The organism is Bradyrhizobium sp. SZCCT0148 (assembly GCF_018129985.1).
In the GTDB taxonomy this organism is placed as follows: Bacteria; Pseudomonadota; Alphaproteobacteria; order Rhizobiales; family Xanthobacteraceae; genus Bradyrhizobium; species Bradyrhizobium japonicum_H.
On record NZ_JAFCKT010000003.1, the window covers coordinates 324,786 to 340,000 of the forward strand.

General features: G+C 62.2%; 7 protein-coding genes, 2 tRNA genes and 2 rRNA genes (1 of these 11 only partly in view). 7 read left to right on the forward strand and 4 right to left on the reverse strand.

Annotated elements, in window-relative coordinates; genetic code table 11:
• Window position 1: 1 nt before the first annotated feature.
• Window positions 2–664 (forward strand): methionine biosynthesis protein MetW, encoded by a 663-nt coding sequence (gene metW / locus JQ580_RS13355; protein ID WP_212280500.1) that lies wholly within the window; start codon window positions 2–4, stop codon window positions 662–664.
• 667 nt (window positions 665–1,331) lie between these two features.
• Here the strand turns inward: metW and JQ580_RS13360 are convergent.
• On the reverse strand, window positions 1,332–2,195 hold the full coding sequence (locus JQ580_RS13360) for an alpha/beta fold hydrolase (RefSeq protein WP_212280501.1): 864 nt from the start codon (window positions 2,193–2,195) through the stop codon (window positions 1,332–1,334).
• Between the two features lie 215 nt (window positions 2,196–2,410).
• Between JQ580_RS13360 and JQ580_RS13365 the strand changes: the two genes are divergently transcribed.
• On the forward strand, window positions 2,411–3,220 hold the full coding sequence (locus JQ580_RS13365; RefSeq protein ID WP_212280502.1) for a TIGR02594 family protein: 810 nt from the start codon (window positions 2,411–2,413) through the stop codon (window positions 3,218–3,220).
• A 107-nt stretch (window positions 3,221–3,327) separates the two neighbouring features.
• Here the strand turns inward: JQ580_RS13365 and JQ580_RS13370 are convergent, their stop codons facing one another.
• Window positions 3,328–4,116 (reverse strand): MOSC domain-containing protein, encoded by a 789-nt coding sequence (locus tag JQ580_RS13370; RefSeq protein WP_212280503.1) that lies wholly within the window; start codon window positions 4,114–4,116, stop codon window positions 3,328–3,330.
• A 242-nt stretch (window positions 4,117–4,358) separates the two neighbouring features.
• On the opposite strand from JQ580_RS13370, the gene clpB reads away from it, so the two are divergent.
• Window positions 4,359–6,998, forward strand: coding sequence for an ATP-dependent chaperone ClpB (clpB, locus tag JQ580_RS13375; protein WP_212280504.1), 2,640 nt, complete (start codon window positions 4,359–4,361; stop codon window positions 6,996–6,998).
• A 133-nt stretch (window positions 6,999–7,131) separates the two neighbouring features.
• Here clpB and JQ580_RS13380 read toward each other — a convergent pair whose 3' ends face one another.
• Window positions 7,132–8,751 (reverse strand): SMP-30/gluconolactonase/LRE family protein, encoded by a 1,620-nt coding sequence (locus JQ580_RS13380; protein ID WP_212280505.1) that lies wholly within the window; start codon window positions 8,749–8,751, stop codon window positions 7,132–7,134.
• Window positions 8,752–8,900: 149 nt separating this feature from the next.
• Window positions 8,901–10,967: a M23 family metallopeptidase gene (locus JQ580_RS13385; RefSeq protein WP_212280506.1), complete on the reverse strand. Its 2,067-nt coding sequence runs from the start codon at window positions 10,965–10,967 to the stop codon at window positions 8,901–8,903.
• Between the two features lie 1,156 nt (window positions 10,968–12,123).
• On the opposite strand from JQ580_RS13385, the gene JQ580_RS13390 reads away from it, so the two are divergent.
• From JQ580_RS13390 to JQ580_RS13405, 4 genes are all read left to right on the forward strand, one after another.
• Window positions 12,124–13,612 (forward strand): 16S ribosomal RNA (locus JQ580_RS13390).
• Between the two features lie 191 nt (window positions 13,613–13,803).
• Window positions 13,804–13,880, forward strand: a tRNA-Ile gene (locus tag JQ580_RS13395).
• 33 nt (window positions 13,881–13,913) lie between these two features.
• Window positions 13,914–13,989: transfer RNA gene (locus JQ580_RS13400), tRNA-Ala, on the forward strand.
• 413 nt (window positions 13,990–14,402) lie between these two features.
• Window positions 14,403–15,215, forward strand: a 23S ribosomal RNA gene (locus JQ580_RS13405); it runs 2,059 nt beyond the window's last position.
• The 16S and 23S rRNA genes sit together here with 2 tRNA genes alongside, the layout of an rRNA operon.

Genomic DNA, 15,215 nt, shown 5'->3' on the forward strand with positions numbered 1-15,215 from the left:
CATGTCCGTGCAGGAAGTATTGCCCCTGGGCGGCGTTGCGCCCGGACGGTCCGGTGAGTTTCGCGCCGATCATCGGCTGGTGGCCGAGATGGTCAAGCCCGGCTCGAAAGTGCTCGACGTCGGCTGCGGCGAGGGCGATCTGCTTCAGTTGCTGGAAACCCGCGGCGTCGACGGCCGCGGCATCGAGCTGTCGCGCGAGGGCGTCAACCGCTGCGTCGCCAAGGGGCTGGCTGTGGTGCAGGGCGATGCCGACACCGACCTCGTGAACTATCCCGACGATGCGTTCGACTACGTGATCCTGTCGCAGACGCTGCAGGCGACACGTCAGCCGCGCGTGGTGCTGGAGAATCTGCTGCGCATCGGCCGCCGTGCCATCGTCTCGTTCCCGAATTTCGGCTTCTGGAAGATGCGGCTCCAGCTTCTGATCGGCGGCCACATGCCGCGCACCGAGAATCTGCCGGCGACCTGGTACGACACCGCCAACATCCATTTCTGCACCATCAAGGATTTCGTCGAGCTCTGCGACGAGATCAACGTCAAGATGGAGCGTTCGGTGGCGCTCGACCTTTACGGTCGCCCGGTGCCGCTCAATCTGCCTTGGTGGGTGTGGAACATGTTCGGCGAACAGGGCGTGTTTCTGCTGAGCAGGGGCGGGGGGAAGTAGTCTGGGCGCCGCCGGTCAGGCATCCGCGGGTGCTGAACGAAGTCGGCTCCGGGGAGAAGAAATGCCGAGTCGAATACGTCGCCTCTTAATTGCGGCTACACTTGGTGTCTGTATAGCGTCGGCCGTGATTGTAACCTTGTTCGGCGTCCTGATGCTTGTCGGCGCGTTGTTTCAGCCCTGCGTCGGAAGCTATCGCCAAGAGCACCTTGGTCTGGATCTCGTGTTGGATTCAATCGGCCTGCCACTGTTGAGTTGTTTCTCTGCTGTGATGGCTTGGCGAATATCAAAGATCTGGAGTGATGAGGTGATCGATGGTCCGTTCAATTGGGTATCGGTTCACGACTCGATGCTTTTCGCGTTCGGACTGTCCGTCATTGCGGGAGGAAATCTTGCAATCGCAATATTTACCTGCAATCGCGATGCCGCGGTCGCGAGCTACTGTCGTGCGATACTAGGCCCAAGCTGAAGAGAGATTTGCCGGCGAATAGGGCGTGTTCCTGCTGAGCCAGGGCGGCGGGAAGTGACGCCGTAGGCCCTCACCCTGAGGATCCGCGCTCTATCCTCCGTCATTGCGAGCGGAGCGAAGCAATCCAAAGTCTTTCCGCGGAGGGATTCTGGATTGCTTCGCTCCGCTCGCAATGACGGAGTGTGTGGTGAAGCCGTCACCTTAATGCGCCGCCAGCGACCGCGGATCGCGCGCCGGCCAACGCCCGGCTTCTGCCAGCGTGATGAACCGCGCCACCGTCTCGTTGAACAGCGCGGGCTCTTCGAGGTTGAGCACGTGGCCCGACTTCGGAAACATCGCGAGCCCGGCGGCCGGCAGGTGCTGCTTCAGGAACAGGCTCGGTCCGACGCAGGGATCGTCCTCGTCGCCGCAGATGATCAGCGCCGGCGTGGATGCCTTCTTGATCGCATCCGTCATCGTGTAGATCGAGGGGCGGCCGCCCTGGAAGCCGCGCATCGTGCGCGCCGATCCCTTGGAATCGTGCCGAGCCAGCGCGGCGTAGAAATCGGCATGGCCGCGGGGATCTTTGACTAAGAAGGGAATCCGGCTCGGCGCCTCGCGCGTGACTTTCGCGACCTCGGCTGAGCCCAGCGTCTCAAGCTGCTCGGCATTGGCGCGGCACTGCTTGCGCCAGGCGTCCAATTTCTCGATCTCCGAGCCGGAGCCGATGCCGGCCAGCGTCATCGACAGCGCGCGCTGCGGCGCGTTGAGCCCGATCTGGAGCGAGGAGTAGGCGCCCATCGACAGGCCGACGAGATGCGCGCGCTCGATCCCGAGATGGTCGAGCACCGCGAGCGCATCGGTGTAGAAATGCGTGTAGCTGTAGACCTCGCCATCTGGCACGTCCGACGGCGTGTAGCCGCGCGCCGAATAGGTGATGCAGCGATGGCCGCGCGAGAAGTAACGCATCTGCGGCTCCCAATTGGTATGGTCGGCCGCGAACTCGTGCAGAAAAATGATCGGCGTTCCCTGACCCGCTTCTTCGAAATAGATGCGGACGTCGTCCCTGGTCGTGGCGTGGGGCATTAACCGTTTCCCTCTCTTGAAGCCGCCTTTGCAGGATCGCAGTTAATGCTGTTGTCCGCAATGCGGCAGCATCGATCCAGTATCGGCACAAAATCATCGCAGCTATCCACCGTCGCGTCGTCTTTTTCTCGCCACATCGGGCGGCTTAACGGCCTCGTGGATGTCGGCCGTGCACGGGCCGATTGGGAACTGGGGGTGTCAACGAAGGATGAAGAATGTTCGAGTTGTTTGCGTCTCGCCTGTCGCGTTGTGTTGTCGCGCTGGCGCTCTTCTTCGCGGCGGTTGCCGCATTTTCCTCTCCGGTCTCGGCACGGCCGTATCGTCATAGCGCAGAGCGGCACGCTCACGCGCATCACGCCAGACATCATCATCACTACCGCCACCATGCCAGCAGATCGCGCGTCGAGCGCAGCGCGGCACAATGGCAAACGACCGGATTCATGAATGCGCAGGCCAGCTACGATCCCAACGCCAATAGCGGCGGCATGGGTGGCATGCGTTACGCAGGCGGTGGCGACATGGGATTTGGCGAAAACATGAGCCGCCCTGGCAACATGAGCCGCGCCGGCAATATGAGCCGCGCGGTCAACAAGAGTTATGCCGTGAACAAGAACGGCGCCGGCGATATGACCAACACCGGCAACATGAGCACGAGCATGAGCAGCGGCTTCGGCGGCGGATCGGGCCTCGTGTCCGAGGCGCGCCGCTATGTCGGCGGCAATCCGACCGGCCGCGGTAGCCTGTGGTGCGCGCGCTTCATGAACATGGTGCTGGAGAAAACCGGCCACCGCGGCACCGGATCCGACATGGCGAACTCGTTCGCGCATTACGGCACGCGTGTCTCCGGCCCGCAGGTGGGTGCCATCGCGGTGATGTCGCGGGGTCGCCGGGGCGGTCATGTCGGCATCATCACCGGCGTCGACGCGCAGGGCAATCCGATCATGATCTCCGGCAACAACGGCAACCGCGTCCGCGAGGCGCCGGTTTCACGCGGCCGGATCTATGCCTATGTGATGCCGAACTGACGCTCGTCATTGCCAGCGAAGCAATCCAGCATCCCTCCGCGGATATAGCTGGATTGCCTCGTCGCTTCGCTCCTCACGATGACGGCAGTCGTTGAGCCGGCAAGTCGTCAGATGAGTTTCGGCTGTTCGACCGCCACCGCATCACCCACGCCGATTTCGCCGTCGGCGATCACCTCGGCATAGATGCCGCAATCCATGTGGCCGAGGTTGCGCGAGAGTGTCGGCGGGATTTCGAGATCGCGCTTGGCCGTCACCGGGTCGACATTGGTGGCCGGGCAGCGGACGATACGCTTGACCACCTTCAGCCGTGCCGCGCCGATCGCCAGCGTCTGGCCGACCAGGTCGAGCTCGGACCAGGCCGGCCAACCCTTCAGGTAGAGATTGGCGCGGAAGCGCAGCGGATGCACGGCCGTGCCGCCCAGCATGGTCTCGATGGCGCGGACGCTGCCGAGATTGATGATGGAGACCACCTTGCGGGCGACGTCGGAAAAGCTGTGGTCGCGGCCTGACAGCAGCTTTGGCGGCCCCTTCAGCTCTGCCTGAAAATTCTCCGCGAAGTAGCCCTCGATGGCGGCGCGCCCGGCCGCGGTCTCAAGGTCGCCACTGGCGACGGTCTGGCCGTCGTGGCGGATGGTCAAGACGTTGGTGGCGTCCTCGAACCGGGTGTCGAGGGCCGCCAGCCGCTCATTGCGCGCCAGCATCAGGAACTGGATTTTCGGCTTCCACTGCGGCTGTTCGGGATCAAACCCGCTCGGGCCGTTCTCGACGGCGTAGCGGCGGTCGGCGGGCAGGGTCTGGCCGGTCCGCAAGGGGACGCGGGTCAAAGGCTCTGGCGTCAGGCCCTTGACGGGGTAGCGGTAAAGGCCGGTTATTTCGGCGGTCTGGCTGGCTGTCATGCCGCTACTTAGGGGATTCGGCCAGACGGCGCCAAGCGGCAGCACCAGCGCACGAAATTGTGAAGTCGCCTCTTCCGATCCAAGGACACGCTTCCCACATCTGGGTCAGGCCGACGCCAGCGCCGGCTGCTAACGACCGCTGTCGGTTGAGGAATGTCAACGCGGCAAGCGGAAACCCAATGAAGATGCCGCTAGGAGTGCCTTTGAGGGCTCCGAGGGCAGGCCGAGGGAAAGACAACGAAATGAACATCGACAAATATACCGAACGCTCCAGGGGCTTCATCCAGTCCGCGCAGTCGCTCGCGATGCGCGAGGGGCACCAGCAGTTTTCGACTCTCCACCTCCTCAAGGTGCTGCTCGACGACGGCGAGGGGCTGGCCGGCGGTCTGATCGATCGAGCCGGCGGCAATTCCCGCGCAATTTTGAAGGCGACCGAGGACGCCCTCGGCAAGGTGCCGAAGGTCTCCGGCGGCGGCGCCGGCCAGATCTATCTGGCGCCCGAACTCGCCCGCACTTTTGATGCCGCGGAAAAGGCCGGCGAGAAGGCCGGCGACAGCTTCGTCACGGTCGAGCGGCTGCTGCTCGGGCTGACGCTGGAAAAGACCAGCGAGGCCGGCGCGATCCTCGCCAAGGGCGGCGTCACCCCGCAAAATCTCAATGCCGCGATCGAGGCCCTGCGCAAGGGCCGCACGGCTGACAGTGCGACGGCGGAGAACGCCTACGACGCGCTGAAGAAATATGCCCGCGACCTGACCCAGGCTGCGCGCGACGGCAAGCTCGATCCGGTCATCGGCCGCGACGAGGAGATCCGCCGCACCATCCAGGTGCTCTCGCGCCGGACCAAGAACAATCCCGTCCTGATCGGCGAACCCGGCGTCGGCAAGACCGCCATCGCCGAAGGCCTCGCGCTGCGCATCGTCAACGGTGACGTGCCGGAGAGCTTGAAGGACAAGAAGCTGCTGTCGCTCGATCTCGGTGCGCTGATCGCGGGTGCAAAATACCGCGGCGAGTTCGAGGAGCGGCTGAAGGCCGTGCTCCAGGAAGTGACCGGGAGCGAGGGCACCTTCATCCTGTTCATCGACGAGATGCACACGCTGATCGGCGCCGGCAAGGGCGATGGCGCGATGGACGCGTCGAACCTGTTGAAGCCGGCGCTCGCCCGTGGCGAGCTGCACTGCATCGGCGCGACCACGCTCGACGAATACCAGAAGCACGTCGAGAAGGACGCCGCGCTGGCGCGGCGCTTCCAGCCGATCTTCGTCAGCGAACCCTCGGTCGAGGACACCATCTCGATCCTGCGCGGCCTGAAAGACAAGTACGAGCAGCACCATGGCGTGCGGATCACCGATTCCGCGCTCGTGGCGTCGGCGACGCTGTCCAACCGCTACATCACCGACCGTTTCCTGCCCGACAAGGCCATCGACCTCATGGACGAAGCCGCGGCGCGGCTGAAGATGCAGGTCGATTCCAAGCCGGAAGAGCTCGATTCGATGGATCGGGAAATCATCCGGCTGAAGATCGAACAGGAAGCCTTGAAGAAGGAGAGCGATGCCGGCTCGAAGAGCCGCCTGCAGACGCTGGAGAAGGAGCTGGCCGACCTCGAGGAGAAGTCCGCGGCGCTGACGGCACGCTGGAGTGCGGAGAAGAACAAGCTCTCCGACGCCCAGAAGCTGAAGGCCGAGCTCGACGGCTTGCGGGTCGAGCTTGCCAACGCCCAGCGGCGCGGTGAATTCCAGAAGGCCGGCGAATTGGCCTATGGCCGGATCCCCGAGCTCGAGAAGCAGCTTGCCGACATCGAGGCCAAGGAGAACTCCGGCGAGATGATGGAGGAGGCGGTCACCGCCAACCACATCGCACAGGTGGTCTCGCGCTGGACCGGCGTGCCCGTCGACAAGATGCTGGAGGGCGAGAAAGACAAGCTCCTGAGGATGGAGGATTCCCTCGGCAAGCGCGTCGTCGGACAGGCCGAAGCCGTGCATGCGGTTGCGACCGCGGTGCGCCGTTCGCGCGCGGGCCTGCAGGACCCGAACCGTCCGATGGGCTCGTTCATGTTCCTGGGCCCCACCGGCGTCGGCAAGACCGAGCTGACCAAGGCGCTGGCGGAGTACCTCTTCAACGACGAGACCGCGATGGTCCGCCTCGACATGTCCGAGTACATGGAGAAGCACTCGGTCTCGCGGCTGATCGGCGCGCCTCCGGGCTATGTCGGCTATGACGAGGGCGGTGCGCTCACCGAAGCGGTGCGGCGCCGGCCTTACCAGGTGGTGCTGTTCGACGAGATCGAGAAGGCTCATCCCGACGTCTTCAACGTCCTGTTGCAGGTGCTCGACGACGGCCGCCTGACCGATGGCCAGGGACGCACGGTCGACTTCCGCAACACGCTGATCATCATGACCTCGAACCTCGGTTCGGAATTCCTGGTGAACCAGCCGGAGGGCGAAGACACCTCAGCCGTGCGCGAGCAGGTGATGGGGATGGTGCGCGGGCATTTCCGTCCCGAGTTCCTCAACCGCGTCGACGAGATCATCCTGTTCCACCGGCTGCAGCGCAGCGAGATGGGACGGATCGTCGAGATCCAGTTCGGGCGGCTGCAGAAGCTCCTGAGCGATCGCAAGATCGTGCTGACGCTCGATGCTGCCGGCCGCGACTGGCTCGCCGCCAAGGGCTGGGACCCCGCCTACGGCGCAAGGCCGCTGAAGCGGGTGATCCAGCGCCACGTCCAGGACCCGCTCGCCGAGATGATCCTGGCCGGCGACGTCAAGGACGGCGACAGTGTCGCGATCTCGTCCGAAGGCAACGTGCTGACCTTCAACGGCAAGGCCCCGCAGACCGCGGAGATCACCCCGTTCGAGGCGCCGGTGGCGAAGCGCAAGCTGAACTGAACGCGGGCGATCGAAGCCTGAAACGATGATCGCCCCGGAGAGGACAGCCTCTCCGGGGCGTTTTTTCTGCGTCCTAGAAGCGTGATCCGAAACGGTGCGCAGCACCCGACGAACTTGGACGCCGGATCAGACGCTATCTTTTTGTCACCTTGTAGATCGCGTTCTCGACGTCGGACGAGAGGTAGATCGTCCCACTCGCGCCGACCCCCACGCCCGTCGGAATATTCGTTGGCAGTCCACCAGGCGCACCCGGCAGGCCGATCGGAAGATTGGCGGCGATCTCGGTCACTTTGCCGTCCTCCGGCGCAATCGAGATCAGCCGCTTGGCGCCGACTTCCGCGACGATCAACATGCCGTCGCTGTCGCGCGCGATGCCCTCCGGCATCTTCAGCTCCTTGGCGACCACGGTCTTTTCACCGTTGCTGTCGATGCGGGACACCGTGCCCGCAAACGCCTCGGTGATGTAGACCTCGTCGGCCTTGCCACGGACAAGCCCGACCGGGCCCTCGAGGTTGCCGATCAGCGTGGTGCGATCCTTGCCGTGCTCGCCGCTGACCTTGACCAATGACTTGGTTCCGAGCTCGGCGACCAGGATGCTGCCGTCGGCCAGCACGATCGCATCGTGCGGCGCCTTGAAGCCGTGCAGCATGTCGCGGGTGGCGCCGGTCTTGGCGTCGATCACCTGCACCGTGCCGGTGAACCAGCTCGACAGCACCACGTCGTCGCCCCGCGCCGTCGCGCTCATCGGATATTCGAGCGTTGTATCGGCGGCGTGCATGCGGGCCTTCTCGGTGACCTCGCCGGTCGCACCGTCCACCGTGCGATAGGCGAACACGTCGGCGACGTGGATCGTATCCTTGCCGTTCTCCGAGGTGACGCCGATGCCGCCCGGCAAGGCGAGCTTGCCGATGATAATCTGCTTGGCCCGGCCGGTCGCGGGATCGACCTCCTGGATGCCGTTGTCGGCCATGTTGGAGACGTAGATGCGGTCCTTGTTGTCAATGGCGAGATTGTCCAGCGACGGCTTCAATTGCGCGACCATGGTCTTGGCGCCGGATTTTGGATCGACCCGGACGAGCTGACCGAGCGCGGTGTCGACCACCCACAGATTGCCCTTGGAATCGAAGTTCACCGCGGCCGGGACCTTGAAGCCGTCGGCGACGACGGTCAGTTCAGCCCTGTCCACGTCGACTTTTGCGACCTGGCCCTTGAACCAGAGCGGACCGTACAGCCTGTCGTCGGGACCGAACTCGAAGCCGTTGAGGCCGCCCATCTTCTCCATGATCTGGCGCGGCGGCTTCACGCCCTCGACGTCGATCTCGTAGAGGGTGTCGCCGAGGAAAACCGTGGTGGCGTAGAGCCTGCCGTCCTTGCGGAAGGCGAGCGAGTTGATGCCGGGAAGGCCGCTGGCGAGCTTCTTGATCGGGCCGTCGCCCTTGCGCGCGTAGAGATCGCCGGTCAGGAATCCGGTCCAGGCCATGGTGCCGTCGGGCGCGAACGCGATGTCGTCGGCCATTCCGACCGGAGAAGGGATTGCAACCTTGGCGGTACCGCCGGATATGTCGACCTCGTAGAGCGCCGCGCCGGCGACGCTGCCGGCAAACAGACGGCCGGCTTTGTCGATGCCGAGCCCGTGCACGCCATGGAATGCCGAGCCCTGGACCAGCCTGGTGACCTCCCAAGTCTCGGCCGATACGCACGTGGTGACAAAAAAGGCTGCGACGAATGCTGCGCAGGCGAGCCTGTTGTTCATGGCGAGACCTCCCGTTTTTTGGAAAGTATTCGCCCCTGATGCGGCTTTGGCAAACGAAACTTTAAATTGTGAGATGACGACGCGGGCTGCGCGCGAGAACGCCGAGTGCGGATCGTGGCTGGAGACGTCAGGCCGGTGCCGGCCTTCTGCTACTGCCGGTTGCTGACCTGCAAGGGGCCGCCGGTCGCGTCCGACATGCGGGCGATCGTGCCGCCGCGGCCGCTCATCATGCTGTCGAGCCGGTCGCGCTCCTTCTCGAAGCCCGCCAGAACCGGGCCTTCCAGCGAACGGCCGCGCGGCAGCTTCACGCGCAGCGGATCGACGAAGCGGCCGTTGACCAGGATTTCGTAGTGGACGTGCGGGCCCGTCGATTGGCCGGTCGAACCGACGAAGCCGATCACCTGGCCCTGCCGCACCTTCTTGCCGACTTCCATGCCCTTGGCGAACGCCGACATGTGGCCGTAGGCCGTCTCGTAGCCGTTGGAATGCTTGATGCGGATATATTTGCCGTAGCCGCCCTCGGGACCGGCCTTTTCGATCATGCCGTTGCCGGAGGCGAAGATCGGCGTGCCGTAGGCGGTGGCCCAGTCGACGCCGGTGTGCATCTTCACGTAACCGAGGATCGGGTGGCGGCGGCCGCCGAAGCCCGAGCGCATGATGGCGTTGTTGACCGGCTTCCTGACCAGAAATTTCTTCGCGCTCTTGCCGGTCTCGTCATAGTAGTCGACGACGCCGTCGTCGGGGCTCTGGTAGCGATAGTATCGCTTGGTCTCGCCGCCGACGGTGAGGGAGGCGAACAGAACGTCGTTCTTTTCGCTCGAGGTCACGCCCTCTTCCTCGCCGGCGTAGAACACGTCGAAGGAGTCTCCCGGCTGGACCTTGCGCTGGAAATCGACGTCGTAGGAGTAGATCTTGATCATGTCGTCGATGACGGGCATCGGCACTTTGTTGCGCATCGCAGTCTCGTAGATGCTCTGGTAGAGCCGCACGCCGGTGCCGTCATCGTCGTCATCGTCTTCGCTGCTCGCGCTGGCGGCAGCGTCGGCAACGGTGTTCATGCTGGAGACGTCGACCGCGACGTATTTGCCGAGATCGGACAGCGCCGCAATCGCCTCGACCATGGTTTCGTTTGCAACCACGACGCGATACGGCTGGAGGCGGGCGCCGGGGCTTGCGGGCGCCATCAGGATGCGGAGCTTCTCGCCTTCCTTGAGGCCGCCGTCGCGGCCGCGGGGGCCGAGCGTCGCGGTGATCGCCTTGATCTCGTCGGCGTTCGCGCCGAGATCGCGCAGCACGGAAGCGACGCTGTCGCCCTTCTTGACCAGGTGGACGCGTTCGCCGTTGGGATTGCCGCCGGTGATCTGCTCCTTGGTCTTGGGCAGCAGCGTCACGTTTTCCGGCACCACGCGGGTCTCGAAGCCGGCATAGGGGTCGGACGGCGAGGCTTCGGCGGCGTAGGCGCTTCTCATGTCGGACGGGCCGGTTGCGCCCGAGATGTCGGCGGCGGCATTGGCGAGCGAGGCGTAGCGCACCCCGCCATTGCCGCGCCAGTTGGCGGCGTCGCGCACCCGCATCAGGATGTCGTCGAGCGCCACCACGGCGGAAATCTTGGCCTTCGGCAGCACCGCCGACAGGTCCTTGGTGACGAAGGAGACTTCCGCGTCGGGCTCGACGGCTTCCGGATTGTTCGGGTCCTCGGCCGCCGCCTTCGGATCGGAGCCGACATCGGTGAGCAGGCGCTGGGCGTTGAACGGCGGGATCTTCGCCGAGAGGTCGCTCGTGGTCATCGACAGATTGCCGGCGATCCGCACGAACGGACGCACGCGCATCACGTCGCGGTTGCCGACACGGGCGACCGTGGAGACGCGCACGATGTTGCGGGACGCCGTGGATTCGCTGGGCGGCGGCAGGCGATCGCTCTTGTGCAGTGTGGCGGCGCGATCGGCGGCGCCGAATGCACCGCGCAGCGCGCCCTCGACCCGCTCCGGCACCTTGGCGAAGGTCATCTCGCCGTCGAGCGATGCGAAAACGGCGCCGCCGATCAGGGCTGCGCCGCAAAGTCCGGTCAAGATTGTGCCGCTGAACCATTGCACCGAGACGCGGCGGCGATCGATCACGGCGGCCTCGGAACCATCGACGGACAGCGGCGGCTCGTGGCCGAGATCGATGATCCCGGTCTCACGCCCGTAAGCGCCGCGTGATGTCCTGTGGTTCACTCAAGTCCCCCAATCAACGACCCAAGACGCCCGGTTCTGGCCTCGTCCCTGGCCGCCCTCTTGAAGGGGGATCGCCGGGAAAAGGCAAGCCGCGCAGGCGTTCGCGCTCAGAAGGCCCCGCGAAGGGCCCGGCCGAAATTACGAACAGCTGTGCGGAAAAAGCTCTCTCGATGTCTCTCGAATGTCGGAAGAAGGCCGCGTCATCTGCAAGATCGCCTTCCTCTGACCCCATGAAAACCGCCGGCAGCCCCCACTGGCATCCCGGCGATTCAAGCTCGTCTCTTATCAGAACGCCGCGGGATTGTGGCTCAAGTACGGCGCCTGTCATGGAAAAAGTTTCCTGAACGTCCTGGGGGCAGGAGCCCTTCCGAGGGTGGCGCCGTAGGCCGCGTCCTACCGCAAAAGTACGGCGAGCTGCCCTCGAGCCTGTCCAACGATCCGGCCCGGATATCCGGCCCAAGCATCCTGTCCAAGTCGCCGACCCGCGCGCCACCCTTCTGGGCAGGCCCTATCCCCCGGGCCCTCTCTGGTCGCTTCCCGCGCCTGCCTCCACACCCCCTCCCAGGGCGCTTCAGGAGCCGCCTGGGGCTCAAACTTTTTTCAAGTTTTTTCACCGGCCGGATCGGATTGGCGCATTTGCCGTCCTCGTAACCGCTTGGAAAAACGCTACTTTTCGCGACAATCCACCGTGCGACGATTTGTTGACATTGGGCGTTGACAATCCCGAGGGCGGGGGCCTATAACCCGACCACTGAGCGCGGCGCCGCCGGGTCACTGACCAAGGCGAGCGAACGCGCCACTGATGCTCCTCACTTCGTTGAGTGCACAACAGCCGACGTAAATCGGTTGGAGTTCATTCGTCGTCGGTAAGGGTGTCGGAACCCTTCCTCTCTGGAAGGTTGGGGCCTCCTGGTCCCGGGCTGTTTGACAAGTGAAGATGAAGAAAGAGAAACGTGGACGGCGGAGTCCTTGCGGGTCTCGCATTTAAAGAGCTTCGGCTTTTTGGATCGGGACCGGACGAAAGACTTCGGCGGTACACGTTTTCAAGGAAACACCATCGTTGCCCGCGATGTGAATCGCAGGCAGCACATCGACTTCGGTCGATAATGGTGGGACCTCGTCAAACGTTGTGATCAGCCGGTTCAAAGTTCAAGTCCAACTTGAGAGTTTGATCCTGGCTCAGAGCGAACGCTGGCGGCAGGCTTAACACATGCAAGTCGAGCGGGCGTAGCAATACGTCAGCGGCAGACGGGTGAGTAACGCGTGGGAACATACCTTTTGGTTCGGAACAACACAGGGAAACTTGTGCTAATACCGGATAAGCCCTTACGGGGAAAGATTTATCGCCGAAAGATTGGCCCGCGTCTGATTAGCTAGTTGGTGAGGTAATGGCTCACCAAGGCGACGATCAGTAGCTGGTCTGAGAGGATGATCAGCCACATTGGGACTGAGACACGGCCCAAACTCCTACGGGAGGCAGCAGTGGGGAATATTGGACAATGGGGGCAACCCTGATCCAGCCATGCCGCGTGAGTGATGAAGGCCCTAGGGTTGTAAAGCTCTTTTGTGCGGGAAGATAATGACGGTACCGCAAGAATAAGCCCCGGCTAACTTCGTGCCAGCAGCCGCGGTAATACGAAGGGGGCTAGCGTTGCTCGGAATCACTGGGCGTAAAGGGTGCGTAGGCGGGTCTTTAAGTCAGGGGTGAAATCCTGGAGCTCAACTCCAGAACTGCCTTTGATACTGAAGATCTTGAGTTCGGGAGAGGTGAGTGGAACTGCGAGTGTAGAGGTGAAATTCGTAGATATTCGCAAGAACACCAGTGGCGAAGGCGGCTCACTGGCCCGATACTGACGCTGAGGCACGAAAGCGTGGGGAGCAAACAGGATTAGATACCCTGGTAGTCCACGCCGTAAACGATGAATGCCAGCCGTTAGTGGGTTTACTCACTAGTGGCGCAGCTAACGCTTTAAGCATTCCGCCTGGGGAGTACGGTCGCAAGATTAAAACTCAAAGGAATTGACGGGGGCCCGCACAAGCGGTGGAGCATGTGGTTTAATTCGACGCAACGCGCAGAACCTTACCAGCCCTTGACATGTCCAGGACCGGTCGCAGAGATGTGACCTTCTCTTCGGAGCCTGGAGCACAGGTGCTGCATGGCTGTCGTCAGCTCGTGTCGTGAGATGTTGGGTTAAGTCCCGCAACGAGCGCAACCCCCGTCCTTAGTTGCTACCATTTAGTTGAGCACTCTAAGGAGACTGCCGGTGATAAGCCGCGAGGAAGGTGGGGATGACGTCAAGTCCTCATGGCCCTTACGGGCTGGGCTACACACGTGCTACAATGGCGGTGACAATGGGATGCTAAGGGGCGACCCTTCGCAAATCTCAAAAAGCCGTCTCAGTTCGGATTGGGCTCTGCAACTCGAGCCCATGAAGTTGGAATCGCTAGTAATCGTGGATCAGCACGCCACGGTGAATACGTTCCCGGGCCTTGTACACACCGCCCGTCACACCATGGGAGTTGGTTTTACCTGAAGACGGTGCGCTAACCCGCAAGGGAGGCAGCCGGCCACGGTAGGGTCAGCGACTGGGGTGAAGTCGTAACAAGGTAGCCGTAGGGGAACCTGCGGCTGGATCACCTCCTTTCTAAGGATGATCCTTCAGAGAGCTTCGGCTCGCTATCGGATCGTTTTAGAAACATCAGTGGCCAACAGATCGCCAGATCGTTGAGCTGCATTGGCGGGATTTCGCCGTCTACGTTTCTCTTTCTTCGCGGACGAACACGCGCTGGGCCTGCGTCATGCGGGATCCCTGGTCCTTGACGGGATATGCGTTAGGGGCTTGTAGCTCAGTTGGTTAGAGCGCGCGCTTGATAAGCGTGAGGTCGGAAGTTCAAGTCTTCCCAGGCCCACCACACTCATCGAGTAAGCATTCGTCTTCTGGTTACGGGGCCATAGCTCAGCTGGGAGAGCGCGTGCTTTGCAAGCATGAGGTCGTCGGTTCGATCCCGTCTGGCTCCACCAGATGGTATGATCACCGACTGATCGTGTACCTGAATCGTCCGCGAAACATCACTTCGCTTCCCGCTAGTCTGGATAGACAGCAGGTTGCGTGATTTCTGACATCGTAAAGAGGAGATCGATCCGAGTTGGATCGGGCAACAAGCAATTGTTGCGCGATACTTCATTATCTCCGGATCATTTCGGCGCTCGTGCGTCTTTCAAAGGTGGCTCACAAGGCTGCGCTTGAGAGACAGGCGAGTTGTAAATGATCCTTTTAGCGAAGCTTGACCGCCTCGCTATCGGAACGATCTTACGAAGCAAGCTGGTCTTTCTAATCATTGTCCGGCTGCAGATAGCGTTCATCGAGGGCGCGCGCCGCAAGGCAATTCTGCAGACAACATTCTGCCGAGTGTGTGGACATTGATAATGAGAGCAATCAAGTGCCTTAAGGGTGTTCGGTGGATGCCTTGGCGCTGAGAGGCGATGAAGGACGTGCTACGCTGCGATAAGCTGTGGGGAGCTGCGAAGAAGCTTTGATCCATGGATTTCCGAATGGGGAAACCCACCTTCGATAGCCGGAACTCCAAGACCTCAGTCGAAAGACTGTGGTGTGGAGTTCGACCAGAGATGGAAGACGCCAAACCTTAAGATTTCGATCGAAGAGGTTTTGGATTTCCGGTTATCAAGAGAAGGTATGAGACTTCTGAATACATAGGAGGTTTCAAGCAAACCCAGGGAACTGAAACATCTAAGTACCTGGAGGAAAGGACATCAACAGAGACTCCGTTAGTAGTGGCGAGCGAACGCGGACCAGGCCAGTGTTACATCAGAGACAATCGGAACCAGTCAGGAAAGCTGGGCCTTAGAGGGTGATAGCCCCGTACGAGTAATGCAATGATGTAGCCACGAGTAAGGCGGGACACGTGAAATCCTGTCTGAACGCGGGGGGACCACCCTCCAAGCCTAAGTACTCCTCAGCGACCGATAGTGAACCAGTACCGTGAGGGAAAGGTGAAAAGCACCCCGACGAGGGGAGTGAAATAGACCTGAAACCGGACACCTACAAACAGATGGAGCCCAAGATACGTTCTGGGTGACATCGTACCTTTTGTATTATGGGCCAGCGACTTAATTTAACGAGCAAGCTTAAGCCGATAGGCGAAGGCGTAGCGAAAGCGAGTCTGAATAGGGCGTCAAGTTCGTTGTATTAGACCCGAAACCTAGTGATCTAGCCATGAGCAGGTTGA

Excerpts from the sequence above, each read along its gene's own strand:
- metW (WP_212280500.1), top strand. The coding sequence starts at position 2 with ATGTCCGTGCAGGAAGTATTGCCCCTGGGCGGCGTTGCGCCCGGACGG.
- JQ580_RS13360 (WP_212280501.1), bottom strand. The coding sequence starts at position 2,195 with ATGCCCCACGCCACGACCAGGGACGACGTCCGCATCTATTTCGAAGAA.
- JQ580_RS13365 (WP_212280502.1), top strand. The coding sequence starts at position 2,411 with ATGTTCGAGTTGTTTGCGTCTCGCCTGTCGCGTTGTGTTGTCGCGCTG.
- JQ580_RS13370 (WP_212280503.1), bottom strand. The coding sequence starts at position 4,116 with ATGACAGCCAGCCAGACCGCCGAAATAACCGGCCTTTACCGCTACCCC.
- clpB (WP_212280504.1), top strand. The coding sequence starts at position 4,359 with ATGAACATCGACAAATATACCGAACGCTCCAGGGGCTTCATCCAGTCC.
- JQ580_RS13380 (WP_212280505.1), bottom strand. The coding sequence starts at position 8,751 with ATGAACAACAGGCTCGCCTGCGCAGCATTCGTCGCAGCCTTTTTTGTC.